The following is a 23,583-nucleotide window of genomic DNA, read 5'->3' on the forward strand; positions in this document are numbered from 1 at the left end:
ACCCGGCCCCGGATCGGGAATGATGATGTCGACCAGCTCGACGGGCTGCTTCTTGGACCGGGAAATCACACCGCGCACTGTCTGGCTCATGGCTATAACTTAATGCCTGCGGCAGACGGTTGGAATGGTGTCCAAACGATTGTCTGATTGGTGCTGATGAAAGGACGGGCCGCCTGGAGGTGGGGGCGGCTCCAGGCGGCCCGAGTCTTGGGTTGTCCGGGCCGGTCAGACGGCCCCGGTGTCAGGTATCTGCGCCCGGGTGTCGGCCGACCCCAGCCGTTCCCCGACAGGTTCGGTGATCCGGTGCCGACACCTCAGGAACACGATGGCGCCCACGATGCCCAGTCCCACCAGCGATATCACCATGCTCCAGTTGACGAACCACGGCTGCCCGGGCTGGGTGCGGGGCCACAGCACGTTGATCACCTCGAATGCCAGCCATGCTGCCGCCGCGTAGGTCACCGGTGCACCCCAGCGGCCCAGCGAGAAGACTCCGGGGACCCAGCGCCCGGCGAACCGGGTCAGGGCGGCCGCGAAGACGGGCACGGCGAAGGCGATGTAGGGACCCATCACCGAGAAGTTGACCAGCACGTTGTACAGGTCCGAGCCGGCGAACAGCAGGAAGAATGCGGCGACCACCGCCGTCAGGCCGATCGCCCGGATCGGCATCCGCTCGGGACCACCCAGCTTCGACAGGAACTCGGCGCCCGGCAGGGCCCGGTCACGGGCCATCCCGTACACGGCCCGCGAGACCGCCGACTGCACGGCCAGGCACGCGGACATGAAGCCGATGACGAACATCAGCAGCAGCGGCTTGGCGATCGACGAGCCCAGCTGCGCCGTCAAGGTTGCCGACACCGGGTCACCGCTCTGCTGGCTCAGCACCGCCGACAGATCCGGGATCGCGAGGATGACCGCCGCTGCGGAGTACATCACGATGACCCCGACCAGCAGCAGTGCGAAGACGATTGCCTTGGGCACGTTGCGCTCGGGCTGCTCCACCTCCTCGGCGATCGAACCGGCGGACTCGAAGCCCAGGAACGCCCAGCCCACGAAGGCGATGGCGACGAGCATCGTGCTCCACACGCTGCTGTGATCGCCCGGGATGCCGTCGAAGAGCGTCGAGATCGGGTTGACGCGATGGAAGAGCAGCAGCACGGTACCCAGCCCGACCGAGCCGACGATCTCGCAGATGATGCTCGCGACGATCATGACCTTGAGGACCTGCCGGCCGATCATGTTGGCCGCCGTGGTGAAGCAGATGACGCCGATCGAGACCAGGGCGAGCAGCGACCGGCTTGGCGAGTCGACTCCGAACACTTCGAGAATGAATCCCGCGGCCGCATAGGCCATCGTCGACAGGGTGAGGGTCAGGCCCCAGATGTACGCCCACGCCGCGGTCCAGCCCCAGGTCGTGCCTTTGGCGTGCCGCGCCCACTGGTAGACGCTGCCTGCGTACGGAAAACGCGACGCCAGCTCGCCGAAGACCAGCGCAACGAGCAATTGACCGCACAGCACGATCGGGAAGGCCCAGAAGAATCGGGGTCCGGCCGCAAACAGGCCGAGCGCGAAGATCGCATACAGGGCCACGATCGGCGAGATGTCGGCGAAGGCGATCGAGAGTGCGGCCCGGAAGCCGAAACCACGGTTCAGGACGTCGTGGCTGCCTTCCCGCGCGGGGCGCAGCGGTTTGTCGATTACGCCCTCTTGGCTTCCAGGTCCCACCGGTGTCCTCCTTGGGTCATGCGCCGCAGGTGACCAAATCTTCACGAGCGGGCGTCGCCCACGACAGCCTCATTGCGACACATTCGGAATCTCGAAGATTGTGCGAATGTCTAACTCGCGGTGGTCGGCACGCAGCGGTGTGCGTTGGATAGATTTGCGCGCGTGAGTGCGCTCGATGCCCTGACGGAATGGCCGGTCCCGCACGCGGCCGCCGCGGTGGTGTCGCCGGACGGTGTGTTGGCCACCTATGGGCCCGTCGATCGAGTGTTCCGGCTGGCGTCGGTGACCAAGCCGTTGGTTGCGCGGGCTGCCCAGATCGCGGTCGAGGAGGGCGTCATCGAACTAGACACCCCGGCCGGTCCGCCAGGGTCGACGATCAGGCATCTGCTGGCACACGCCTCCGGGCTGTCGATGCTCTCTGATGATGTGATCGCGGCGCCGGGGACTCGTCGGGTGTACTCCAACGTCGGGTTTGCGGTGCTGGCCCGGGTGATCGAACGCGAATCCGGCATCGAGTTCGGGCAGTACCTGGCCGAGGCGGTGTTCGAACCGCTGGGCATGAGCAGTTCCGATCTGGCCGGCGGCGCGGCGGAGGCCGGTTTCGGCGGTCGATCGTGCGTCACGGACCTGGCCGAGTTCGCCGGCGAGCTGCTGCGGCCCCGGCTGGTCTCGCCATCGATGCACGCACAGGCCACCTCCGTGCAGTTCCCCGGATTGGACGGGGTGCTGCCCGGGTTCGGCCAGCAGCGGCCCAACGACTGGGGCCTGGGGTTCGAGATCCGCAACGGCAAGATTCCGCATTGGACGGCAGGCGACAACTCGTCGCGGACGTATGGCCATTTCGGCCAATCGGGGACGTTCGTCTGGGTGGACCCTGAGGTGGACGTGGCGTTGGTGGTGCTCACCGACCGCGATTTCGGCGACTGGACACACCAGCTGTGGCCCGCGGTCGCCGACGCCGTGCTCGGCGAATTCGGCTAAGGCATTCTCCCGTCGCTTCGCACGCTCCTAATGAATACCGAGCATCGTGTCGATCAGGCCGCGACCGAAGAAGAACAGGAACCCGGCGGCCACCACCCAGAGCAGTGGGCTGACCTCTCGGGCCTTGCCCGATGCCGAGCGCAACACCGCCCAGGAGATGAACCCGACACCGATGCCGTTGGCGATCGAATAGGACAGCGGCATCACCGCGACGGTCAGCACCACCGGCATGGCCACTGAGAATTCCGAGAAGTCGATGTCGCGCAGCACCGAGACCATCAGGGTGCCGACGATGACCAAGGCGGCTGCCGCCACCTCGGAGGGCACGATCGCCGTCAGTGGCGTCAAAAACATTGCAGCCAAGAACAATCCGCCCGTCACCAGGCTGGCCAGACCGGTCCGCGCACCTTCGCCGATGCCGGTGCCGGACTCGACGAACACGGTGTTCGACGACGCCGAAGTGGTTCCGCCCAGCACCGCGCCGACTCCCTCGACGACGAGTGCGGATTGCAGTCGCGGGAAGTTGCCGTGTTCGTCGGCCAGGCCGGTCTGGCGGGACAGTCCGGTGAATGTGCCCATGGCGTCGAAGAAGTTGGTGAACAGCAGCGTGAACACCAGCATGCTGGCCGCGAGTGCACCGATCCGCTCGAAGCTGTGCAGGTTGATGTGACCGACCAGCGACAGATCGGGCACCGCGAAAGGTGATCCGGACAGCTTCGGCACCGACAGGCTCCAGCCGCCCGCATGGTCGGTCACCGAACCAAGGTGCCAGATGGCTTCGACGATGGTGGCCACCGCGGTTCCGGTGATGAGGCCGATGAGGATGCCGCCACGAACTTTGCGCGCGACCAGCACTCCGGTCACCAGCAGGGTGAAGACGAAGATCAGCGTGGGGACCGCGCTGACCGATCCGGCGCCGTGGCTGCCCAGCCCCAATGGGGGTGACGGGTGGCCGGTCGAGGCGACGAACCCGGCGTCGACCAGGCCGATGAACATGATGAACAGCCCGATGCCGGCGGTGATCGCGAGCTTGAGTGGCATCGGGACCGCGTCGAAGATCAGCCGCCGCAGCCCGGTGACCGCGAGCGCGACGATGATCAGGCCTTCGACGACCACCAGGCCCATGGCATCGGGCCAGGTCACGATTCCCACCACTGAGCTGGCCAGGAACGAGTTGATGCCCAGGCCGGCGGCGAAGGCGAACGGTAACCGGGCCACCACGGCGAACAGGATCGTCATCAGGCCCGCGGTCAGCGACGTGACGGCGGAGACCTGGCTGAACCCGAGCTTGTGGCCGGCAATATCCGCGGTTCCGGACAGGATGATCGGGTTGAGCACGATGATGTAGGCCATCGCGATGAACGTCACCAGGCCGCCGCGTAGTTCGGCGGCGACGGTCGAACCGCGAGCGGAGATCTCGAAGAACCGGTCGAGGGCAGTCACGGGGTAGACGATAAAGGGCGGGCCAACTATGTGGCCGTCCTGAGAGAATTCCGGACACACTAGCGCAACAGGGGTCCCACAAGGCACAATAGACACGCACTAAACAACTGCAACATTTCGGCAACACCAGGTCGTTGGGGAAGACGTCCCTCGTGGAGCTGAAGGAGCAGATGATGCGTGCGTCGAACCAATTCGCCGACGCGACCACTGGCGTGGTCTACATCCATGCCTCACCCGCGGCGGTATGCCCACATGTCGAATGGGCACTTTCGTCGGCACTGTCGGCGCGGGCGAACCTTAAGTGGACGCCCCAACCCGCCATGCCGGCACAGCTGCGCGCGGTGACCAACTGGACCGGGCCCGTCGGCACCGGAGCCCAGTTGGCCAATGCCTTGCGCTCCTGGTCGGTGCTGCGCTTCGAGGTGACCGAGGACGCGAGCAGCGGGGTGGACGGCCATCGCTGGTGCCACACCCCGACCCTCGGTCTGTGGAGTGGCTCGATGAGCGCTAACGGCGACACCATCGTCGGCGAGCAGCGGCTGCGGACCATGATGGCCTCGGGCGCCGACATGCTCGCCGCCGAACTCGACTCGGTCCTGGGTACCGAGTGGGATGAGGCGCTGGAGCCGTACCGCAGTGGTGGCGGCGAGGTCGGCGAGATCACGTGGCTCAACCGGGGCGTGGGGTAGATCGGTCTGTATCCGCGCCCGGTCCGCACCTTTGAATTGGCAGGCTCGGCCGAGCCTGCCAATTCTCTTGTCGGCCAGCCTTCTCCGATCCGCCGTGTCGCGGGAGAATCGGTCTAGTTCGTTGACGGTGGTGGTGGGTGGAATGGTTGGTACCACCACCATTGGGCGCGTTCGCCGGTGGGCCCGGGGCATGGTGGGACGTCGGGTGGTGGGGTGGTTGGTGGTCGGGCCAGCGACCGGCTGGTGAGTTGTCGTCCGGTGGTGTCGGTGACGATGAGTTGGTCGGCGGGTCCGGTGATGGTGATGGCGCCGCGGTGATGCAACCGGTGATGGTAGGGGCACAGCAGTACCAGGTTGTGTAGTTCGGTGGGTCCGCCGTCTTCCCAGTGCTGGAGGTGGTGGGCGTGCAATCCGCGGGTGGCCCCGCAGCCGGGCACCACACAGCACCGGTCCCGGTGCTCCAGGGCGCGGCGTAGGCGGCGGTTGATCTGCCGGGTGCCACGTCCGGCGCCGATCGGCTGGCCGTGGCGCTGCAGCCAGAGCTCGCAGGTCGCATCGCACAGCAGCAGTCGGCGTTCGTCGTCGGTGAGCAGCGAGCCAAGGTGCAGTGCAGCAGAAGGCTTGTCGAGGTCCAGGTGTACGACGACGGTGGTGTGCTGTCCGTGTGGGCGGCCGGTGACGTCGGTGTCCCAGCCCGCTTCGATCAGGCTCATGAACGCATCGATGGCGTCGGGGAACGGCGGCGCCTGCTCCGACACCGGCTCGCCGGTGCCATCGGTGCCGTGATCACGTTTCCAGTCCGCGATCAACCCATCGTGATGGGATGCCAACGCGGCATCGAATGTCGCGGCCTGCAGCTTGGGTAACCGGATCCGCCAGGTGGTGTACTGGTCACCGATCGTCTTGGTGATGAAGCGCTCCGGCTCAGGCCGCGGATCGGGGTCAGGGCGTGGTTCCAGTTTGATGGCGGTGCGCAACTGGGTGACGGTAGCCACTGCGGCCAATTCGGCGTAGTGCGCATCGGAACCCTCGGCGGCGTGTTCGGCGATCACCCCGACCTGATCCAACGACAGCCGGCCTTCGCGCATCCCGTCGGCGCAGAGGGGAAACTCTGTCAGCCGCTGGGCGACCGCGACCATCACCGCTGCATTGTGTGGTGTCACTCCGGCTTTCCAGGCGACCAACGACGGAAGTGACCGCGCACCGGTGGCCCCCCACAGTTCGTCACGTTCGATCTCCGCGACGATGTCCACCAAACGCCCGTCGATCGCGTTGCGCTGACCGGTCAGCTCCGCGATCTCCTCGAACAACACCTCCAGCCGCTCACCGGGATACGCCCCGGTGGCCAAAGGTGTTGCGGCGGTGGACATAACCCCATAATCGCAGAGGGGTCCGACAAACTATGGGTCCCGAGAAGTCGACATATTGGATCGCCTATCCGCGACGGTCCATCTTGGCCCTGACGTAAGCAATCCAGTCGGCCATTGCGACTCCGGCTAGCTGACCCGGTAGTGATTCGGTTCAGGCTCGCTGAGCATTCGGGTCATCGTGGGGATGTCGAACGGCCACAGATCGATGGTGCCGTCCTCACTGAAGTACCAGGAGTTGCATCCGCTGTTCCACACTGTGGGTTTCATTGCTTCGGCCACCGCGGCGTTGAATTCGTCGGTGGCTTCCTGGGTCACTTCGATCTCGTCGAGCTCGCCGCGCTCAAACCGCTTGAGCCACTTCACGATGTACTGTGCGGTGAGTTCGGCGGTGTACTGCAGTGAGATCGATCCGGTCGGTGAATTCGGGCCCAGCACGGTGAAGAGATTCGGGAAACCCGGGATCGCCGTCATCCGGTAAGCCCGCGGACCCTTCACCCATGCCTCGTCGAGGGTGAGGTCGTCGCGGCCCACCACCGACATCGGGCGCATGTAGTTGTGCGCCTCGAACCCGGTGGCCAGCACCGCGATATCGACTTCGTGGTGGGTGCCGTCGGTGGTGCGGATACCGGTGGGCGTGAATTCGGCAATGCGGTCGGTCACCAGTTCCGCGTTGGGCGCGGTGATGGCCCGGTAGTACGTACCGGACAGTACCTGGCGCTTACACATCGGCTGGTAGTCCGGGGTCAATGCCGCCTGCAACTCCGGATCACGGATCTGGGCGCGCAGACTCAGCCGGGCGTACTCCTGCACCAACCGGCGCCGCCACGACGGCTTGGTCACTACGTCGACGAGAAGGCTTGAGCCCCAAAGAGGTAGGCGCTGGGCCAGTGCTCGGTGCAGCGCGGGCAAGGTGCGCAGCAGCGCGGTCACCACGCCCAGTTGCGGCAGTCGCATGGGTGCCCACAACATCCACTGGGGCGATCGGGTGAAGTGCAGCAGCTTTCCAGCGTTGGGCTGCAACGCCGAAACAACCTGCACCCCAGTCGATCCGGTGCCGATAACCGCGATGCGTCGGCCGGCGGTCTGCAGTTCGGGATCCCAGCGAGCGGTGTGCACGACGGCGCCCTCGAAGGATTCCAGGCCCGGGATGTCCGGGGTGAAGGGGTGGTGCAGCACGCCCGTTGCGCAGATGACGAAATCGGCGAGCAGAGTGTCGCCGGAGGCGGTGCTGACGGTCCAGGTGTGGGTGTTCCGGTCATAGTGCAGCGCGGTCACCTCGGTGTTCAGCCGTAGGTGCTTGTCGAGGCCGAACCGGTCCACCACGTCGCGGTGGTACTGAGCAATCTCGTTGCCGCTGGCCCAGACATGGCTCCAGTCCGCCTTGGGTGCGAAGGCGAACTGGTAGATGTGCGACGGCACATCACAGGTCAGCCCGGGATAGCGATTCCAGTGCCAGACCCCGCCGACGTCCGAGCCCTTCTCCAGGATGGTGAAGTCGGTGAAACCGGCCTGCTGGAAGGTGTACGCAGAGGCGATGCCCGCCACCCCGGCGCCGATGATGACGATGCGTGGTTTGCGGTTGCTCACAAGGACTCCAAGGCTCGGCGCACCGTCGGCGGTGCGGTGGTCATGGCGGATTCAAAGGCTGCGCGGCGGCGGCTGCGCAACATGAAGTTGGCACCCAGGCCGGCCAAGTCACTGCGGTCCGGACGGATCACGATGACCTTGGTGCCCCGGGACCGGACGGTGGATAGCTCGGCATCGAGCCCGGTCGACATGGCGCGCCGGAGCATGGCGTACTCCAGTAGACCGCCCAATCCGGGTGCGCGAACGCCAGATTCAGAGGCCATCGGGGTCACCACGTAGATCTCGTCGGCGTCGTCGGGACCGACCAGATCCACCGACGCGGTGGACGCGGCACCGCCGTCGACGAATCCTCGCCCGCCGATGGACACCGGCGGCATCCACCCGGGCACTGCCCACGACGCGCGTAGCGCTTCTCCCGCAGAGGTTTTCGGTGCACCGGGAGATCCGAATGCCACCCGCTCACCGCGCTGGTAGTCGAATGCCACCATCCGGACGCCCGGATGCGCCACCCAACCGGAAGCATCGGTGAACCCGGAGGCCAACTGCTGCAACCACGTTGCGTCAGCGCGGCCCGTCGGTGCTATGCCGGACAGTGCGGCCAGCCCGCGCTGGGTGCGCAGCAGTTTGGGGTTCAACAGCCGTGGCGACGGCAGTGGCGGCAGGCTCGGAGGGGTTGCCGCGACATGCCGGATCAGCCGTTGGTCAGAACTACCGGCGCGGTGCATGTCGACCAGATCGTCCACCGACACGCCGCCGCCCAGCATGGTCACGATCTCGGCACCGGCCGAGGTGCCTTGCATTACCGCCGCATCGCGTACATCCCAGCCGGTCTGCTCCTGCAGCGCGTGCAACACCGCGACGATCCATGCCCCGCCGATGGTCCCGCCGCAGCCGATGACCAGTGCCCGTTTCACTGGGTCTGCTCCGAATCGTGTTCGGCAGCATGGTCCTTCGACTGCCGCTCGATGCGGTCCAAATATGCGGCGCGGCCGACGGGGTCCAGCGCGGTCAACGCCCGGCGATCATCGACGATCGACCGCGCGACGCGTTGGACGACTTCGGGGACCAATGCGTCGACCAATGCCCAACCGGGAGCCACCCAACCGGGGACCGAGGTACGAGCTGCCTTGGTACGCAAGGTATTCAGCACGGCATGGGCGACGTCCTCGGGGTCCACCGTCGGCATGCCGCCGCCGAGTTGAACGCCGGAGGCCAGTTCGGTGCGCACCGCCGAGGGCAGCACTGCGCACACGGTGACGCCGCTGCCGGCGTATTCGCGCCGGGTGGCCAGGGACGCGCCGAGTGCGGCGAACTTGCTGGCGTTGTAGGTGACCATGCCGGGGATCGGGATCATGCCGGCCATGGACGCGACGTTGACGATGTGACCGTTGCCGCGGGCGATCATCGAGGGAACCACCGCGCGCATACCGTTCAGCACGCCGCGCACGTTCACGTCGAGGATCAGGTCGGTGGTGGCCTCGGCTTCGGTTTCGAAGGCCCCCAGCGGCATGACGCCGGCGTTGTTGACCAGGATGTCGATTCGCCCGGACTGGTCCAGCACGTGGCTGATGAACTCGTCCCACGACGCCCGCCGGGTGACGTCGAGTCTGGCACTGCGGCAGCGGGGAATCGCCTCGGCGGTCTGCTCGGCGACATCGGCATCGACATCGGCAATCCACACGTCGGCGCCATGGTGCGCGAACAGTTCGGCGGTCTTGGCGCCGATGCCGCGCGCACCGCCGGTGACGATGACTGTCGCGCCCTCGATGGCTGGTGCGCGTCGCGTGATCCTCATGGATTACCCCGAATCTGCTGGTAGAAGCCGTGCAAGCGAACTCGGATACTGACGGTATCCGAATTCTGGCGGTAAATCCAGTACTCCGGGTATCGCAAGAATTATCATCTGCCCATGCCGCGACTGACCAGGGTGCAACGCCAGGAGCAGACGCGCGCTGAATTGCTCGAGGCGGCCAAGGTCAGGTTTCTCCAGCGCGGGTACGCCGCCACCAGCCTCGAAGACATCGCCGACGACGCGGGCTATACCAAGGGCGCGGTCTATTCGAACTTCGGCAACAAACCCAGTCTGTGCCGGGAAGTGCTGGAGTCGATTCACCGAGACAAGTTCGCTGAGATGTCCGAGCTGGCGATGTCCGACGCTGATATGCCGGCCCGCGTCGAGGCGGTGAACGCCTGGCTGGAACGCACCGCCGGCGACGTGGGATGGACCATGCTGGAACTGGAGTTCGCGGTACTGTCCCGCAACGATCCCGAGCTCGGTCAGATGATCGCCACCCTGCGCAACGACGTGGCCGAGAAGGTCGTCGAGGTGTTGCGATCACTGTCGGCCGATCTCGGGCTGACCGAGGAGCAATTGGTCACCGCGGGTGTGATCGACAGCCTCGAGGATATCGGGAACCTGCTCCTCAGCGCCGGCATCGGGCTCGGCATCCAGCGGGCCATCGACCCGACGTTGCCGGCCCGGCCGGTCACCGGCGCCCTCACCCGACTGATGAATCTGCTTGCGGCCCTTGGGGCTACACGGGATTGACGGTTACCGACAGCCTTACCCGCACGATGTCCCCGTCGTCGATGTCCTCGGCGCGGCGCAGCGCCACCTTCAACGGAACCAGATAGGTGCCGGTTTTCGGCATCAGTGACGTCTGTACCTCGGTGTCGCCGATGCGAACTCGAGCCGGGATGACACCCCAGCCGTAGGTCAGCTCGCCCAGATGATCGTGCAGGAACGCATCGACATCGTCAGGGGTCGCGACGAAGAAGTAGGGGGCCGGGCCACGCCATTGGAACACCTCGGCCACGAACTCCCAGTCCACCTGCATCAGGTTACGGAACCAACACCCGCAATGCGTCCGGCACGGCCGAGACCGTCACCGGCAACGGGCACATGAATTCGCCGTCTGCGTAGGCGTTTATCCCAGGGCAGTCGACCGTGATGGTCCTGGCCCGGGCGGTGGTGATCTCCTCGAGGTTCACGTGCGTGCCCTTGAACACCGTGGGGAACAACCGGACCAACTTCAACCGTGACGCCGAGGTGGCCATCGTGACGTCGAGCATGCCATCGTGCCGGTCGGCGCCGGGAGTGATCAGCATGCCGCCGCCGTAGCTGCGGGTATTGCCGAATGCGGCCAGGGTCAACGGGGTATCGACGACGGGACCGCCGTCGAAGCTGATCCGGAAGGGCAGTGATCGCAGCTGCGACAATTCGGCCAACATCGCCAGGTTGTAGCGCAGCCGGCCGCGCGGCCAGCTCATCCGGTTGGCCCGGTCGGTCACCAGGGAGTCGAACCCGGCTGCCATCACGGTGCCGAACCATCGCACCGTGCCGTCGGCCGCCTCGATGCGTCCCAGATCGATGGTCTCGGTGCGCCCGGAGGCCACGATGTCTGCCGCGGCATCCGGATCGTCCCGGGGGATGCCGAACTCCCGGGCGTGGTCATTGCCGGTGCCGGCCGGGATGATTCCCAGTGGCACGTCGCCCTGGGCAAGTGCTTGCAGCGCAAGGGAGATCATGCCGTCGCCGCCGGCGATCACCACGGCGTCGGTGCCCTGGTCGAGGGCCTCGTCGAGCAGGTGCCGGGCGTGGACGGCATCTGAGCCGATCAACTCGCACACGTCGACGCCGCGTCGTTGCAGCCGGACCACGGCGCGCTGAGCGGCCGCAGACCCGTGACCGTGCCCGGAGGCCGGGTTGGTCAGCAACGTAATCCGTTGCGGGGTCATCTTGCTCCTCGCGTCCGCGGTGTCATTCCGCTCCTCCCGTCCGCGGTGTCATTCCGCTCCTCGCGTCCGCAGCATCACGGAATCAGCTTGCCAGGGTTGAGAATTCCGGCCGGGTCGAGGACCTGTTTCACTGCGTGCAGCACCTGCACCCCGAGCTCGCCGACTTCCGCAGTCATCCACGGCTTGTGATCGGCGCCGACCGCGTGGTGATGGGTGATGGTCGCGCCACAGCGGACCATCGCGTCGGACGCCGCGGCTTTTGCCGCCCGCCACTGCTCGATCGGGTTGCCGCGCTGGCCGGCCACCACGGTGAAGTACAGCGAGGCCCCGGTGGGGTAGACGTGCGAGATGTGGCACATCACCAAAGCCGTTGTGCCACTTTCCTGTAACGACATCGTCAGCGCCTCGGTGACTGCCGCCTTCAGCGCCGGGACGTTGGACCAGTTGGTGGCGGTCTCAAGGGTTTCGCACAGCGCACCGGCGCTCAGCAGCGAGTCGCGCAGGTACGGCGCACCGAATCGGCCGTGCTCCCAGGCCCGTGCCGGGGCTTCACCCAGCGAGATACCGCCCTGCGCGGTCAGCACTGCGCGGGTCTCGTCGTGCCGGCTCTGGGTGTGCGCCTCGGTGCCCTCGAACAGGGTGACGGCCAGGCAGCCGCCGGTGATGCTCTGCTCGCCGATGCTTTCGGTGGTGGCCAGGTTGATGCCGGTCTCGACCTCGTCTGACAACCGGATCACGGTCGGGCCGGTGCCGGTCTGGGCGACGGCACGCAAAGCCGCTGCGCCCGTGGCGAAGTCGGGAAACGACCAGGCTTCGTACCGGGTGACCTCAGGCACCGGATGAACCCGAACCCGCACGCGGGTGATGACCCCGAAGGTGCCCTCGGAGCCGACGATCAGCTGGCGCAGATCGGGGCCGGCGGCTGAGGCGGGAGCCCGGCCGAGATCCAGTACGCCTGCCGGGGTGATGACGGTCAGGCCACGCACCATGTCGTCGAACCGGTTGTAGCCGGCCGAGTTCTGGCCCGAGGACCGGGTGGCGGCGAACCCGCCGATGGTGGCGAACTGGAAGCTCTGTGGGAAATGCCCAAGCGAAAAGCCCTGTGCACCAAGTAGTTCCTCGGCCTGCGGGCCGGTGACGCCGGCCTCCAGTTCGGCCTCGCCGGACTCCTTGTCAAGCGATACCAGGCGGTTCAGCCGACGCAGATCCAGCGACACCACTGCCGAGAACTCGCCACGGACCGGGTCCAGACCGCCGACCACGCTGGTGCCGCCGCCGAACGGCACCACGGCGATGCGGCCGCGCGAGCAGTACCCGAGGATCTGCTCGACTTGTTCCTCGGAGGCGGGCAACAGAATCGCATCGGGTGCATCCTGTTCGCCGGTGTCCCGGCGGCGCAGGAGATCCAGCGTCGACTTGCCGCCGGCGCGCAACAGTCGAGACTCGTTGTCGGTGCGGCAGAAATCGCCACCGACGATGGCCGCGAGCGCGGCACTGTCCGCGCCGGAGAGTGCCGACGGACGCAGCCGCACCTGATCGGCGGAGAGTTCCTCGCCGGCGGTGGTATCGATGCCCAACGCCGCGGTGAGTAGGGACTTGATGCCGTCGGACAGCGGCTTGGCCGCGGCGGGGTCGCCCCAGGCGTTCCATTTCATCGGAGGCTGGAGCTGTGCGTCGGTCGCAGTCATGCGTTACAGTATTACACATGATGTCAATCAGTAACGAAGATTCGGTGGACGGACGGATCATCGACGCTGCGGCCGACTGTGTGATCGCCTTCGGTGTCGACCGGGTGACACTGGCCGAGATCGCCCGCCGCGCCGGGGTCAGCCGGCCGACGGTCTACCGTCGCTGGCCCGATACCCAGTCGATCCTGGCGACCCTGCTGACATCTCGAATCACCAACTCCCTCAATGAGATTCGGGTTGCCGGTAGCGGGCGTACCGCCCTGGTCGCACGCATGGTGGCGGTGGCCGGCAAGCTGCGCCAGGACGAGGTCATCATGTCGGTGCTCAGCACCGGGCCCGATCTGGCCATGGTCTACATCGCCCAGCGGATGGGCACCAGTCAACAGATCCTGCTGGAAGTGGTGGCCGAGGAATTGTCCACCGCACAGCGCGACGGCAGCGTGCGTGTCGGCGACCCCCGGCAGTTGGCCGCCATGTGCCTGTTGATCGTGCAGTCCGCCGTCCAGTCCGCTCAGATGGTCGCGCCGGTTCTCGACGTGGCCGCCCTGGACACCGAACTCGCCCACTCGCTGAACGGATACCTGCGTCCATGAACAGTCCGGCACTGACTGCCGCCCGTCGTACCTCCGAGTTGACCGCACTGGCCGACGCGCCCGTCGATGTCCTGGTCATCGGCGGCGGCATCACCGGTGCCGGCATCGCGCTGGATGCGGCCAGTCGCGGCCTGACCGTCGCCCTGGTCGAAAAGCACGACCTGGCGTTCGGCACCAGTCGGTGGAGTTCCAAGCTGGTCCACGGTGGGCTGCGGTACCTGGCCACCGGCAACGTCGGCATCGCCCGGCGTAGCGCGATCGAGCGCGGCATCCTGATGAGTCGCAACGCCCCGCACTTGGTGCACGCCATGGCGCAGCTGGTGCCGCTGCTGCCGGAAATGAACCGAGCCTCAAGGGCATTGGTGCGTACCGGATTCCTGGCCGGCGATGGACTGCGCCGGCTGGCGGGCACGTCGGCCTCGACCCTGCCGCGCTCGGGCCGGGTCGGCAGCGCCCGCGCCGCGGAATTGGTCCCCGCGGTTCGCCGCGACGGCCTCGACGGCGCACTGCTGGCCTACGACGGCCAACTGATCGACGACGCCCGTCTGGTCACCGCCGTCGCTCGCACCGCAGCGCAGCACGGTGCGCGAATCTTGACCCGGGTGGCGGCGTCGGCGGCCACCGGTACCTCGGTGCGGTTGACCGACCAGCTCACCGGCGAATCGTTCGAAGCCAAGGCCCGGGTGGTGATCAATGCGGCCGGGGTGTGGGCCGGCGAGGTGGACGGCTCCATCAAACTGCGGCCCAGTCGCGGCACCCATCTGGTGTTCGATGCCGAAGCCTTCGGCAATCCGACTGCCGCCCTCACTGTTCCGATACCCGGTGAGCTCAATCGGTTCGTCTTCGCCATGCCCGAGCAGCTCGGCCGGGTCTACCTGGGCCTGACCGACGAGGACGCGCCGGGGCCCATCCCCGATGTGCCACAGCCGACTTCGGCTGAGATCAAGTTCCTGCTCGACACCGTGAACACGGCATTGGCCACCAGCCTTGCCCCCTCCGATGTCAAGGGCGCCTATGCTGGGCTGCGCCCGTTGATCGAGACGGGGGAGGATAAGCGACCGGGGGATGAGGTCGGCACCGCCGATGTATCTCGCGACCACGCGGTGGTCGAATCGCCCGACGGACTGCTGAGTGTCATCGGCGGCAAGCTCACCGAATATCGGTACATGGCCGAAGATGTGTTGAATCATGCTGTCGCCCAACGTGGTTTGGATGCTGGGAAGTGCCGTACCCGCAGCCTGCCGCTGGTCGGGGCGCCGGACAACCCGGTATCTGCCACCCAGGTTCGGAGCCTGCCCGCGTCATTGGTGGCCCGCTACGGCGCCGAGGCGTCGAATGTTCTGGCGGCGGCGACCTGTGACCGTCCGACCGAGCCGGTGGTCGACGGAATCGATGTCACCCGAGCCGAATTCGAGTACGCCGTGACCCATGAGGGCGCGCTGAATGCCGACGACATCCTGGACCGACGGACCAGGATCGGGCTGGTGGCGGCCGATCGTCAGAGGGCGGCCGCCGTGGCTGCGGAGTTCGCCGGCTGACCCGGCACGCAGACCATCACTGCTGCTGAGCCAGCAGTAGATCCCGGATCGACGACTGAGTGTGCCGCTGCCACATGGCCTGTACCGGGACCAACAGCGGCGGGCGTAGGTCGATGACGGTTACCCGGCCTCCCATTGCGGCGCCCGCCGGGTGGGTGACGAAAGCCGCGGTCCCGGTGGTCAGCGGTGCGGTTACCGGCGCAGCCCCTTGCACGCGGCTCACCAGGTAGTCCGGTTCGAATCCGGCTCGTCGGCAAGCGCCGAGCAGCAGGTCGCTGTAATACGAGCCGCCGGGCGGGGCCCACAGCGCGATTCGTTCATCGGCCAGATCGGTGAGCTCGACGGCGTCCCGGCCCGCCAATGGGTGATCGCTCAGCACCGCCACCCGGACCGCGTGATAGCCGACGACCGCGGTGGCGAGGTTGTGATCGGGGACCACCCCGCGCCGCAGTCCGAGCTGGATCGATCCGTCGAGCAGCGCCGACGACAGCTGATCGGGGAACATCTGGCGGAAGGTGAATGACACGTCGCCGAACGTGGCGATCGCCGGCTCTAGCAGTCCGTACGCCTCGATGCTGTCGAGCGCGGGGGTGTGGCCGACGACGTAGTCCTCCCGAGCGGCGCTGGCGGCACGCTGCACATGATCAGCGACAGTGTGCGCGGCGGCGAGCAGGCCGCGCGCGTCGCTTCGGAGTTGGTGCCCGGCTCCGGTCAGCGCGACCCGGCGACCTTCGCGCTCGAAAAGTGTTACCCCGAGCTCCTTTTCGAGCTGGCGGATGGAACTACTCAGCGCTTGTTGGCTGAGGTGCAGCTGCTCTGCGGCACGAGTGAATCCGCCGGCATCGGCAACAGCGAGGAAGTGCTGGAGCCGGCGCAGGTCCGGGTACGGCCTGGTCACGCGATGGAGCATATCCACAACTGTTCTTTGTGAACAGGTAGAAAAGATGCGTTTCTATTTGTGGTTTGAGGTGGTTAGCGTGGATTTCATGAGTGATCTCAAGGGTAAGTCCGCAATCGTCGCAGCCGGAGCCAAGAATCTCGGCGGTCTGATCAGCACCACACTCGCCGCGCGGGGCGTGAACATCGCCGTGCACTACAACAGTGCGGCCACTGAGGCCGACGCCGACAAGACCATCGCGCAGGTCGAGGGGGCCGGCGCGAAGGCCATCAAGGTACAGGGCGATCTGACCGTTCCCGGCAACGTCGAGAAGTTGTTCGACACTGCGATCGAGGCTTTCGGTGGCGTGGACATCGCGGTGAACACCGTCGGCAAGGTGCTGCGCAAGCCGATCGTGGAAACCACTGAAGCTGAATATGATTCGATGTTCGACATCAATGCCAAGGCGGCGTACTTCTTTTTGCAGCAGGCGGGTCGACGGCTCAACGACGGCGGATCGGTGATCACCATCGTGACCTCGCTGCTGGCGGCCTTCACCGACGGCTACTCCACCTACGCCGGGGCCAAGAGTCCCGTCGAACACTTCACCCGGGCCGCCGCAAAGGAATTCGCGGCGCGTGGGATCAACGTCAACAACGTCGGTCCCGGACCGATGGACACCCCGTTCTTCTACGGGCAGGAGACCCCGGAGCGGGTGACTTTCCACAAGTCCCAGGCGATGGGGGACCGGTTGACCCTGATCGAGGACATCGCCCCGTTGGTGCTGTTCCTTGCCGATGAAGGGCACTGGGTGACGGGGCAGACCATCTTCGCCAACGGCGGCTACACCACGCGGTAGACGCCGTACCGTCTGCACTGCGGCCTGCCGACAGCTTTAATGGCATGTGCAGCGGCCCACGGGAAGGAACCACATGCCTGAAACGAAGATCACGGTGATCTACGACAACCCGGTCGATCCCGAAGCGTTCGAGGGCGACTACGAGTCGGCGCAACTGGACGCTGCCCGCAGCATTCCCGGGCACATCCGATTCGAGGCGTCGAAGGTCTGGCCGAAGGAAGACGGCAGCGCGACGCCGGCCTACCGCATGATCGACCTCTACTATCCCGACTACGACGCCGCCAGCGCGGCCGTGACCACGCCGGAGGCGGGCAGGTTCTTCGAAGCGATGGCGCAGCTGTCCACCGGAGGTGTGCGGGTCCTCTTCTCCGACATCGAGGTACCGCAAGCCTGAACTAGCGCCGCCAGAATAGGTGGTGCACAACGCCGCTCGGGCTCGGCACCACATCGCAGTGGTACCGGTCGAGCAACTCCTCGGGTGACTTCCACAGCCGTGACCCGTCGCCGAGCGTCACGGTGGGGGACACCGCCACGTGCAGGGTGTCGATCAGGTCGGCGTCCAGGAAGGCCCGGACGGTCGACGCTCCGCCGCCGATCCGGATGTCCTTACCCTGCGCGGCTTCTCGGGCCTGTTCCAGTACCTCGGCAGGTGAGCCGTCGACGAAGTGAAATGTGGTGTCCGACAAGGCGAACGACGGCCGCACGTGGTGTGTCATCACGAACACCGGGGTGTGAAACGGCGGCTCGTCGCCCCACCAGCCCTGCCAGTCGTGGTTCAGCCAGGGCCCACGGTAGGGGCTGAACTTGTTGGCGCCCATGATCTCTACACCGATGTTGTTGGAGAAATCGCGGACCAGGTAGTCGTCCAGGCCGCGGCTACCACCGGTGTCGGTGCGCGTCGGCCAACTCGCGGTGACGCCGGCCCACGCGCCGATCAGGATCGCCGGGTCGGCGTGGCCGAATGGTCGCTCAAAGCTCTGGCCGACGCCGGCGCCGAAGCCGTCTGCCGACACACAGAAGTTTTGCACTTTGACCAGCTGCGCCACGGTTGTCCTCCTCTATTGGGTTCAGAGGATAGACCCGCATGACCGGCGAAATTCATCGCCGAGCAGTCCCCCGACTGTGGGGGACTGTTCGGCGAGAGAACTACAGTGCGATGTTCTTGTGGCGACCGCGCCGGGCCGGAGCCTCGGCGAGGGCCTGGGTGACCTTCGACCGGGTGTGTGCCGGGTCGATCTTCTCGTCCACCACGCCGATCTCGATGGCGCTGTCCACGCCACCGGCAATCCTTTCGTGCTCCAGCGCGAGTTCCTCATGCAAGGCATCGCGCTCGGCAGCATCCTCGACAGCGGCCAACTTGCGCTTGTGCAGGATGCCGACGGCGGCCTTGGCGCCCATCACGGCGACCTCGGCATCCGGCCAGGCGAACACCTTCGAAGCACCGAGCGAACGCGAGTTCATCGCGATGTAGGCGCCGCCATAGATCTTGCGGGTGACCAGCGTGACGCGGGGCACCTCGGCCTCACCGAACGCGTGCAGCAACTTGGCGCCGCGGCGCACCACGCCGCCCCATTCCTGGTCCACACCGGGCAGGTAGCCGGGCACGTCGACCAGAACGATCAGCGGAATCCCGAATGCGTCGCACAGCCGCACGAAACGCGCTGCCTTCTCGGCGCTTTCGGAGTTCAGGCAGCCGCCCAGGCGCAGCGGGTTGTTGGCGATGACGCCGACGGAGCGCCCCGCCAGCCGGCCCAGGCCGACCACGATCGACGGCGCCCACTTGGCCTGGAACTCATCGAACGGCGCCTCGGAATCGAGCAGCGCCTCGACGATGGGGTGCACGTCGTAGGCACGACGGGCCGACTCGGGCATCAGGGCCCTGATGTCGGTGTCGCCGGCTTCGGCCTTGGTGCGGTCGAAATGACCCTGCTGGCAGAACAATCCGACCAGACGACGGCCACGCTCGTAGGCGTCCAGCTCGTCGTCGGCGACGATGTGGCACACGCCGGACTTCTTGTGGTGGGTGTCGGGCCCACCGAGCGAGACCATGTCGACGTCCTCGCCGGTGACGCTGCGCACCACGTCCGGACCGGTGACGAACACCCGGCCCTCGGGCGCCATGATGATGACGTCGGTCAGCGCCGGGCCGTAGGCCGCGCCGCCGGCGGCGAAGCCCACCACCACCGAGATCTGGGGGATGTACCCGGAAGCCCGGATCATCGCCTCGAAGACCTGGCCGACGCCGTGCAGCGCGCGCACACCCTCGGCGAGCCGTGCGCCACCGGAGTGCCAGATGCCCACGATCGGAGCCTGCTCGTCGATGGCGGTGTCGTAGGCGCGGACGATGTGCGCGCACCCGTCGACGCCCATCGCGCCACCCATCACGGTGCCGTCGGTGGCGAACGCAATGGTGCGCACGCCGTTGACGGTGCCGGAGGCGGCCAGTACGCCGGACTTGTCGCGCTCGTGCAGGAGCGCGACGCTGCCGTCGTCGAAGAAGGTCGACAACCGCAGCAGCGGGTCGCGAGGATCAAGCGATTCTGCGGCCGCGTCAGGTGCCATGGTTGTCATCTCTCAGTCTCCTTGGTTTCGCAGTATGAGCGGATGGTGCTCAGTACCGGCCGAATACGAGTGCGACGTTGTGTCCGCCGAACCCGAACGAGTTGTTGATCGCGTACTCGAGGTCACCCTGCCGCGGAGCCTTGGAGACCACGTCCAGATCGATCTCGGGATCGAGGTTCTCCAGGTTCAGTGTGGGTGGAATGACGCTGTCGCGCAGCGCGAGCACGGTCAGGATGGATTCCACCGCGCCGACTGCGCCGACCGAGTGGCCCAGCGCGGACTTCGGGGCGTACACCGCCGGCCGGTGGCCCTTCATCGCGTTGTTGATCGCCACGCCCTCGGCGACGTCGCCGACACTGGTGCCGGTGGCATGCGCGTTGACGTGGTCGATGTCCGTGGGCGTCAGACCGGCGAGCTCGATGGCCCGGGTCATGGCGTAGCCGGCCTGCTCGCCGTTGGGGTCCGGGGCGACGATGTGGTAGCCGTCGGAGGTGACGCTGGCACCCATCAGCCGGGCCAGGATGTTGGCGCCGCGAGCCTTGGCGTGTTCTTCGGTCTCGATCACCAGCATGGCGCCGCCCTCGCCGAACACGAAGCCGTTGCGATCCCGATCGAACGGGCGACAGGCCCCAGCAGGGTCGGAATTGTTGTTGGACAGCACGATTCGCATCTGAGCGAAGCCGGCGATCGGCACTGCCTCGATCTTGGTTTCGACACCGCCACAGATGGCGATGTCGGCCTCGCCCAGCACCAGCTGGCGCCAGGCGTTGGCGATGGCTTCGGATCCGGACGCGCACGCCGAGATCAGGGTGGTCACCCCGGCCTTGGCCTTGCGTTCCAGCCCCACGGCAGCCGCCGCCCCGTTGGGCATGTACATCTGGACGACGAGCGGCGACACGGCCCGCAGACCGCGTTCGCGCATCCCGTCGTAGGCGAAGACCAGCTCCTCGGCGGAACCGAGGCCGGTGCCGATCGACACCATGAGTCGACGCGGGTCGACGTCCGGCGAGCCTGCGTTTTCCCAGACTCGCCGGCCGATGACCGTCGACATTTTTTGCAGATATGACAACCGGCGCAGTTCGACCCGCGTCAGTTCACTTTCGAAGTCCTCGTGCAGGTGGCCGCCGATACGAACCGGTAGGTCGTACTGCTCGATGAACCCGTCATCGAGCAGTCGGATGCCACTTTGGCCGTCGAGGAGTTTCTTCCATGTGGTTTCAGCATCTGTTGCCAGCGAAGTCGACATGGCCACGCCAGTCACGACAACGTTGGGGAGTCCATTCCCCGTAGACAACTTTTGAGCGGTTACCCCTGCCATTACTGCTCCGTAAGTCCCTTCGACTAATAACGCCCAAAGGCCAGGGCGACATTGTGTCCACCGAACCCGAACGAGTTGTTGATGGCGTACTTGTAATCGCCATAACGAGGCTCGCCTGCAACCACATCGAGATCAATCTCGGGGTCCGGAGTTTCGTAGTTCAGCGTCGGCGGAATGACACCGTCCCGCAGTGCCAATACCGTCAAGATCGATTCCAGGGCACCGACAGCGCCGATGGAGTGACCCAGTGCCGACTTCGGTGCGTAGATCGCGGCGTGCTCCACACCGGCAACCCGGATGGCGTTCGCCTCGGCGGCGTCACCGATCGAGGTCGACGTGGCGTGCGCGTTGACGTGGTCGATGTCCTTGGCGTCCAGACCCGCGGTCTCGAGCGCCCGCTTCATCGCCGCGCCGGCCCGCAGACCGTCGGCAGCGGGAGCCACCATGTGGAACGCGTCCGAGGTGATGCCTGCACCCATGATGCGGGCCAGCGGCTTGGCGCCACGGGCCTTGGCGTGCTCTTCGGTCTCGATGATCATCATGGCGCCGGCCTCGCCGAAGACGAAGCCGTCCCGGTCCTTGTCGAACGGACGCGACGCGCGCTCGGGCTCGTCGTTGCGGGTGGACATGGCGCGCATCATCGAGAACGCCGCGATCGGCAACGCCTCGATACCGCCTTCGACACCACCGCAGACGGCGAAGTCGGCGTCACCCATGACGATCTGACGCCACGCGTGGGCGATGGCCTCCGAGCCAGACGAACATGCCGACACCGGAGTGACGACACCTGCGCGGGCCCCGAGTTCGAGGCCGACGACGGCGGCAGCGCCGTTGGGCATGATCATCTGCACGGCCAGCGGCGACACCTTGCGGGGGCCGCCCTCGTTCATCGCGTCGTAGGTCTCGACGATCTTCTCGCCGCCGCCGAGGCCGGTGCCGACCACGACCGTGAAACGGTCAGGGTCGACCTCCGGCTTTCCGGCGTTGTCCCATAACTGGTTGCCGACGTATTTGGCCATCCGCTGGACGTACGACATGCGTCGCATCTCCAGGCGGGACATCAGCGGATCGAGCGGCTCCTTGAGGTGCCCACCGATCTTGACTGGAAGGTCCCACTTGGTGACGAAGTCGTCCTCCAGGACGCGGATACCACTCTCGCCGGCCAGCAGACCCTTCCACGTGCTCTCGATGTCCGCAGCGAGGGAAGTAGTTGCCGTAACGGCGGTCACCACAACGCTGGGGAAACCGCCGTTAGCAGTGGAAGGCCTGGTCACTTGCTGAACTTATCGCGCAGCGCAGCAGCAGCTTCGGGGTTCTCTTCCTCGAGCTTCTGGATGTAGGCCACAACGTCACCAACGGTGCGCAGGCCAGCCAGATCCTCGTCCGGGATCTTCACGCCGTACTTGTCCTCGGTCTGGACGGCGATCTCAACCATCGACAGCGAGTCGATGTCCAGGTCGTCAACGAAGCTCTTCTCCGGGGTCACCTCAGACGGCTCGATACCGGTGACCTCTTCGATGATCTCGGCGAGGCCGGCGATGATTTCATCTTGACTGGCAGCCACGATGGCTCCTTATCTTTTGTTAGGCACACGGTGTGCCTGGGTTGGATGCTTCTGGGGCCAGCAGGCCTGTCAGAACTCGGTGAGTCCATCCAGGTCTGCGGGGGTCTTGATGGCATACGTGGGTACGCCCTTGCATTCACGCTTGGCGATGCCGGTGAGCGTGCCGGCCGGTGGGAACTCGATGATGCCGGTCACTTCCTGGCCCTCGAACCGGTTGCGCATGGTCTCCGAGCACAGATCCCAGCGCACCGGGCGGGTCATCTGGGCGATCAGCTTCTGCATTGCATCCGCGGCGTCGGCGACAGGCTGGCCGTCGGCGTTGGACAGCAGCGTGGTCGTCGGCTCGGCGGCGATCACGGCGGCTGCGGCGGCCGCGTACGGCTCGGCGGCCGCAGCCATGAAGTGGGTGTGGAAGGCGCCGGCGGTGGCCAGTTGACGGACCCGGGCCTTGGCGGGCGGGTCCTCGGCGAGCTTCTCCAGCGCCGAGATGGCACCGGCCGCGACGATCTGGCCGGCGGCGTTGCGGTTGGCGGGGACGAGGTCAAGGCGGGCCAGCGCTTCAAGTACTTCGGCCTCGTCGCCGCCCAGGACGGCCGACATGCCGGTGGGCTCCAGTGCGCAGGCCTTGGCCATCTCGGCGCCGCGGGTGGCGGCCAGCTTGATGGCGTCGTCCGCGGTGATGACACCGGCGATGGCGTAAGCGGCGATCTCGCCGACCGAGTGGCCGGCAACGATGGTGGTGGCGCCCGCGAGCAGGCCGCGGCGGGTCAGCTCTTCGTGGGCCAGCAGGGTGGCCGCGACGACCAGCGGCTGGGTGACCGCGGTGTCGGTGATCTCGTCGGCGGTGGCCGTGGTGCCCAGGCTGGCCAGATCAAGGCCGCTGATCTGCGACCAGGTGGCGAGGCGATCGGCAGTGCCGGGCAGCTCCAGCCAAGGGGTGAGCATGCCGGGCGTCTGGGATCCCTGCCCAGGAGCGAGCAGCGCAAGCACGGGTGTTTGAGGCACGGATTAAGAAAACACTGTGGAAGGCGATTTGTGGGGTGTAAGAGAT

At 66.4% G+C, this 23,583-nt stretch carries 24 protein-coding genes; 7 read left to right on the plus strand and 17 right to left on the minus strand.

What is annotated here, in order from left to right; genetic code table 11:
* Both ABIA30_RS26510 and ABIA30_RS26515 read right to left on the minus strand, forming a co-directional pair.
* Positions 1–90, minus strand: a 90-nt coding sequence (locus ABIA30_RS26510; protein ID WP_370070095.1) for a hypothetical protein, incomplete at its 3' end; no start/stop codon positions are given.
* A gap of 135 nt (positions 91–225) precedes the next feature.
* The gene (locus ABIA30_RS26515) at positions 226–1,725 is read right to left on the minus strand and encodes an APC family permease (RefSeq protein WP_370071039.1); all 1,500 of its coding nucleotides are present in this window, start codon (positions 1,723–1,725) and stop codon (positions 226–228) included.
* Positions 1,726–1,887: 162 nt separating this feature from the next.
* Between ABIA30_RS26515 and ABIA30_RS26520 the strand changes: the two genes are divergently transcribed.
* On the plus strand, positions 1,888–2,706 hold the full coding sequence (locus ABIA30_RS26520) for a serine hydrolase domain-containing protein (protein ID WP_370071041.1): 819 nt from the start codon (positions 1,888–1,890) through the stop codon (positions 2,704–2,706).
* Between the two features lie 27 nt (positions 2,707–2,733).
* Here ABIA30_RS26520 and ABIA30_RS26525 read toward each other — a convergent pair whose 3' ends face one another.
* Entirely contained in the window at positions 2,734–4,149 is a 1,416-nt protein-coding gene (locus tag ABIA30_RS26525; protein WP_370071043.1) for an NCS2 family permease, read from the minus strand.
* A gap of 173 nt (positions 4,150–4,322) precedes the next feature.
* Here ABIA30_RS26525 and ABIA30_RS26530 point away from each other — a divergent pair, with 173 nt between their 5' ends.
* On the plus strand, positions 4,323–4,838 hold the full coding sequence (locus ABIA30_RS26530) for a DUF3145 domain-containing protein (RefSeq protein WP_370071044.1): 516 nt from the start codon (positions 4,323–4,325) through the stop codon (positions 4,836–4,838).
* Between the two features lie 113 nt (positions 4,839–4,951).
* Here ABIA30_RS26530 and ABIA30_RS26535 read toward each other — a convergent pair whose 3' ends face one another.
* The 4 genes from ABIA30_RS26535 to ABIA30_RS26550 all read right to left on the minus strand — a co-directional run bounded on the left by ABIA30_RS26535 (position 4,952) and on the right by ABIA30_RS26550 (position 9,590).
* Positions 4,952–6,208, minus strand: coding sequence for a DUF222 domain-containing protein (locus tag ABIA30_RS26535; protein WP_370071045.1), 1,257 nt, complete (start codon positions 6,206–6,208; stop codon positions 4,952–4,954).
* A 126-nt stretch (positions 6,209–6,334) separates the two neighbouring features.
* Entirely contained in the window at positions 6,335–7,795 is a 1,461-nt protein-coding gene (locus ABIA30_RS26540) for a flavin-containing monooxygenase (RefSeq protein ID WP_370071047.1), read from the minus strand.
* The gene (locus tag ABIA30_RS26545; protein WP_370071049.1) at positions 7,792–8,709 is read right to left on the minus strand and encodes a patatin-like phospholipase family protein; all 918 of its coding nucleotides are present in this window, start codon (positions 8,707–8,709) and stop codon (positions 7,792–7,794) included. Before ABIA30_RS26545 ends, ABIA30_RS26540 begins: the two co-directional genes overlap by 4 nt.
* Positions 8,706–9,590, minus strand: a complete 885-nt coding sequence (locus ABIA30_RS26550) for an SDR family oxidoreductase (RefSeq protein WP_370071051.1) — start codon at positions 9,588–9,590, stop codon at positions 8,706–8,708. Before ABIA30_RS26550 ends, ABIA30_RS26545 begins: the two co-directional genes overlap by 4 nt.
* 114 nt (positions 9,591–9,704) lie before the next feature.
* Here ABIA30_RS26550 and ABIA30_RS26555 point away from each other — a divergent pair, with 114 nt between their 5' ends.
* Positions 9,705–10,343, plus strand: coding sequence for a TetR/AcrR family transcriptional regulator (locus ABIA30_RS26555; RefSeq protein WP_370071052.1), 639 nt, complete (start codon positions 9,705–9,707; stop codon positions 10,341–10,343).
* Here ABIA30_RS26555 and ABIA30_RS26560 read toward each other — a convergent pair.
* The 3 genes from ABIA30_RS26560 to ABIA30_RS26570 form a co-directional block, all read right to left on the minus strand.
* Complete coding sequence (locus tag ABIA30_RS26560) at positions 10,330–10,632, minus strand: DUF1905 domain-containing protein (protein WP_370071054.1); 303 nt, start codon at positions 10,630–10,632, stop codon at positions 10,330–10,332. The genes ABIA30_RS26555 and ABIA30_RS26560 overlap by 14 nt on opposite strands.
* 4 nt (positions 10,633–10,636) lie before the next feature.
* Positions 10,637–11,533: a diacylglycerol kinase gene (locus ABIA30_RS26565; protein WP_370071056.1), complete on the minus strand. Its 897-nt coding sequence runs from the start codon at positions 11,531–11,533 to the stop codon at positions 10,637–10,639.
* Between the two features lie 74 nt (positions 11,534–11,607).
* Positions 11,608–13,188 carry an FAD-binding oxidoreductase gene (locus ABIA30_RS26570; protein WP_370071120.1) on the minus strand — a complete coding sequence of 527 codons (1,581 nt, stop codon included), beginning with the start codon at positions 13,186–13,188 and terminating at the stop codon, positions 11,608–11,610.
* 50 nt (positions 13,189–13,238) lie between these two features.
* Between ABIA30_RS26570 and ABIA30_RS26575 the strand changes: the two genes are divergently transcribed.
* On the plus strand, positions 13,239–13,814 hold the full coding sequence (locus tag ABIA30_RS26575; protein ID WP_370071058.1) for a TetR/AcrR family transcriptional regulator: 576 nt from the start codon (positions 13,239–13,241) through the stop codon (positions 13,812–13,814).
* Complete coding sequence (locus ABIA30_RS26580) at positions 13,811–15,352, plus strand: glycerol-3-phosphate dehydrogenase/oxidase (RefSeq protein WP_370071060.1); 1,542 nt, start codon at positions 13,811–13,813, stop codon at positions 15,350–15,352. The genes ABIA30_RS26575 and ABIA30_RS26580 overlap by 4 nt, the downstream gene beginning before the upstream one ends.
* A gap of 16 nt (positions 15,353–15,368) precedes the next feature.
* On the opposite strand, the gene ABIA30_RS26585 is transcribed toward ABIA30_RS26580, so the two are convergent.
* Positions 15,369–16,250: a LysR family transcriptional regulator gene (locus ABIA30_RS26585; protein ID WP_370071061.1), complete on the minus strand. Its 882-nt coding sequence runs from the start codon at positions 16,248–16,250 to the stop codon at positions 15,369–15,371.
* Positions 16,251–16,338: 88 nt separating this feature from the next.
* Between ABIA30_RS26585 and ABIA30_RS26590 the strand changes: the two genes are divergently transcribed.
* Both ABIA30_RS26590 and ABIA30_RS26595 read left to right on the plus strand, forming a co-directional pair.
* Positions 16,339–17,088, plus strand: a complete 750-nt coding sequence (locus ABIA30_RS26590; RefSeq protein ID WP_370071062.1) for an SDR family oxidoreductase — start codon at positions 16,339–16,341, stop codon at positions 17,086–17,088.
* Positions 17,089–17,161: 73 nt separating this feature from the next.
* Positions 17,162–17,482, plus strand: a complete 321-nt coding sequence (locus ABIA30_RS26595) for an EthD family reductase (protein WP_370071064.1) — start codon at positions 17,162–17,164, stop codon at positions 17,480–17,482.
* 1 nt (position 17,483) lies between these two features.
* Here ABIA30_RS26595 and ABIA30_RS26600 read toward each other — a convergent pair whose 3' ends face one another.
* The 6 genes from ABIA30_RS26600 to ABIA30_RS26625 form a co-directional block, all read right to left on the minus strand.
* Positions 17,484–18,134 (minus strand): dihydrofolate reductase family protein, encoded by a 651-nt coding sequence (locus ABIA30_RS26600; RefSeq protein WP_370071066.1) that lies wholly within the window; start codon positions 18,132–18,134, stop codon positions 17,484–17,486.
* A gap of 100 nt (positions 18,135–18,234) precedes the next feature.
* Positions 18,235–19,659 (minus strand): acyl-CoA carboxylase subunit beta, encoded by a 1,425-nt coding sequence (locus tag ABIA30_RS26605; protein WP_370071068.1) that lies wholly within the window; start codon positions 19,657–19,659, stop codon positions 18,235–18,237.
* 40 nt (positions 19,660–19,699) lie between these two features.
* Positions 19,700–20,968 (minus strand): 3-oxoacyl-ACP synthase KasB, encoded by a 1,269-nt coding sequence (kasB, locus tag ABIA30_RS26610; RefSeq protein ID WP_370071070.1) that lies wholly within the window; start codon positions 20,966–20,968, stop codon positions 19,700–19,702.
* Positions 20,969–20,991: 23 nt separating this feature from the next.
* On the minus strand, positions 20,992–22,242 hold the full coding sequence (gene kasA / locus ABIA30_RS26615; RefSeq protein WP_370071072.1) for a 3-oxoacyl-ACP synthase KasA: 1,251 nt from the start codon (positions 22,240–22,242) through the stop codon (positions 20,992–20,994).
* A complete protein-coding gene (gene acpM / locus ABIA30_RS26620) occupies positions 22,239–22,532 on the minus strand; it encodes a meromycolate extension acyl carrier protein AcpM (RefSeq protein WP_370071074.1) in 294 nt (97 codons plus the stop codon). Before acpM ends, kasA begins: the two co-directional genes overlap by 4 nt.
* Positions 22,533–22,601: 69 nt before the next feature.
* Positions 22,602–23,522 (minus strand): ACP S-malonyltransferase, encoded by a 921-nt coding sequence (locus tag ABIA30_RS26625; protein ID WP_370071122.1) that lies wholly within the window; start codon positions 23,520–23,522, stop codon positions 22,602–22,604.
* Between the last annotated feature and the right edge of the window lie 61 nt (positions 23,523–23,583).

The organism is Mycobacterium sp. MAA66, from assembly GCF_041261665.1.
Classification (GTDB): Bacteria; Actinomycetota; Actinomycetes; order Mycobacteriales; family Mycobacteriaceae; genus Mycobacterium.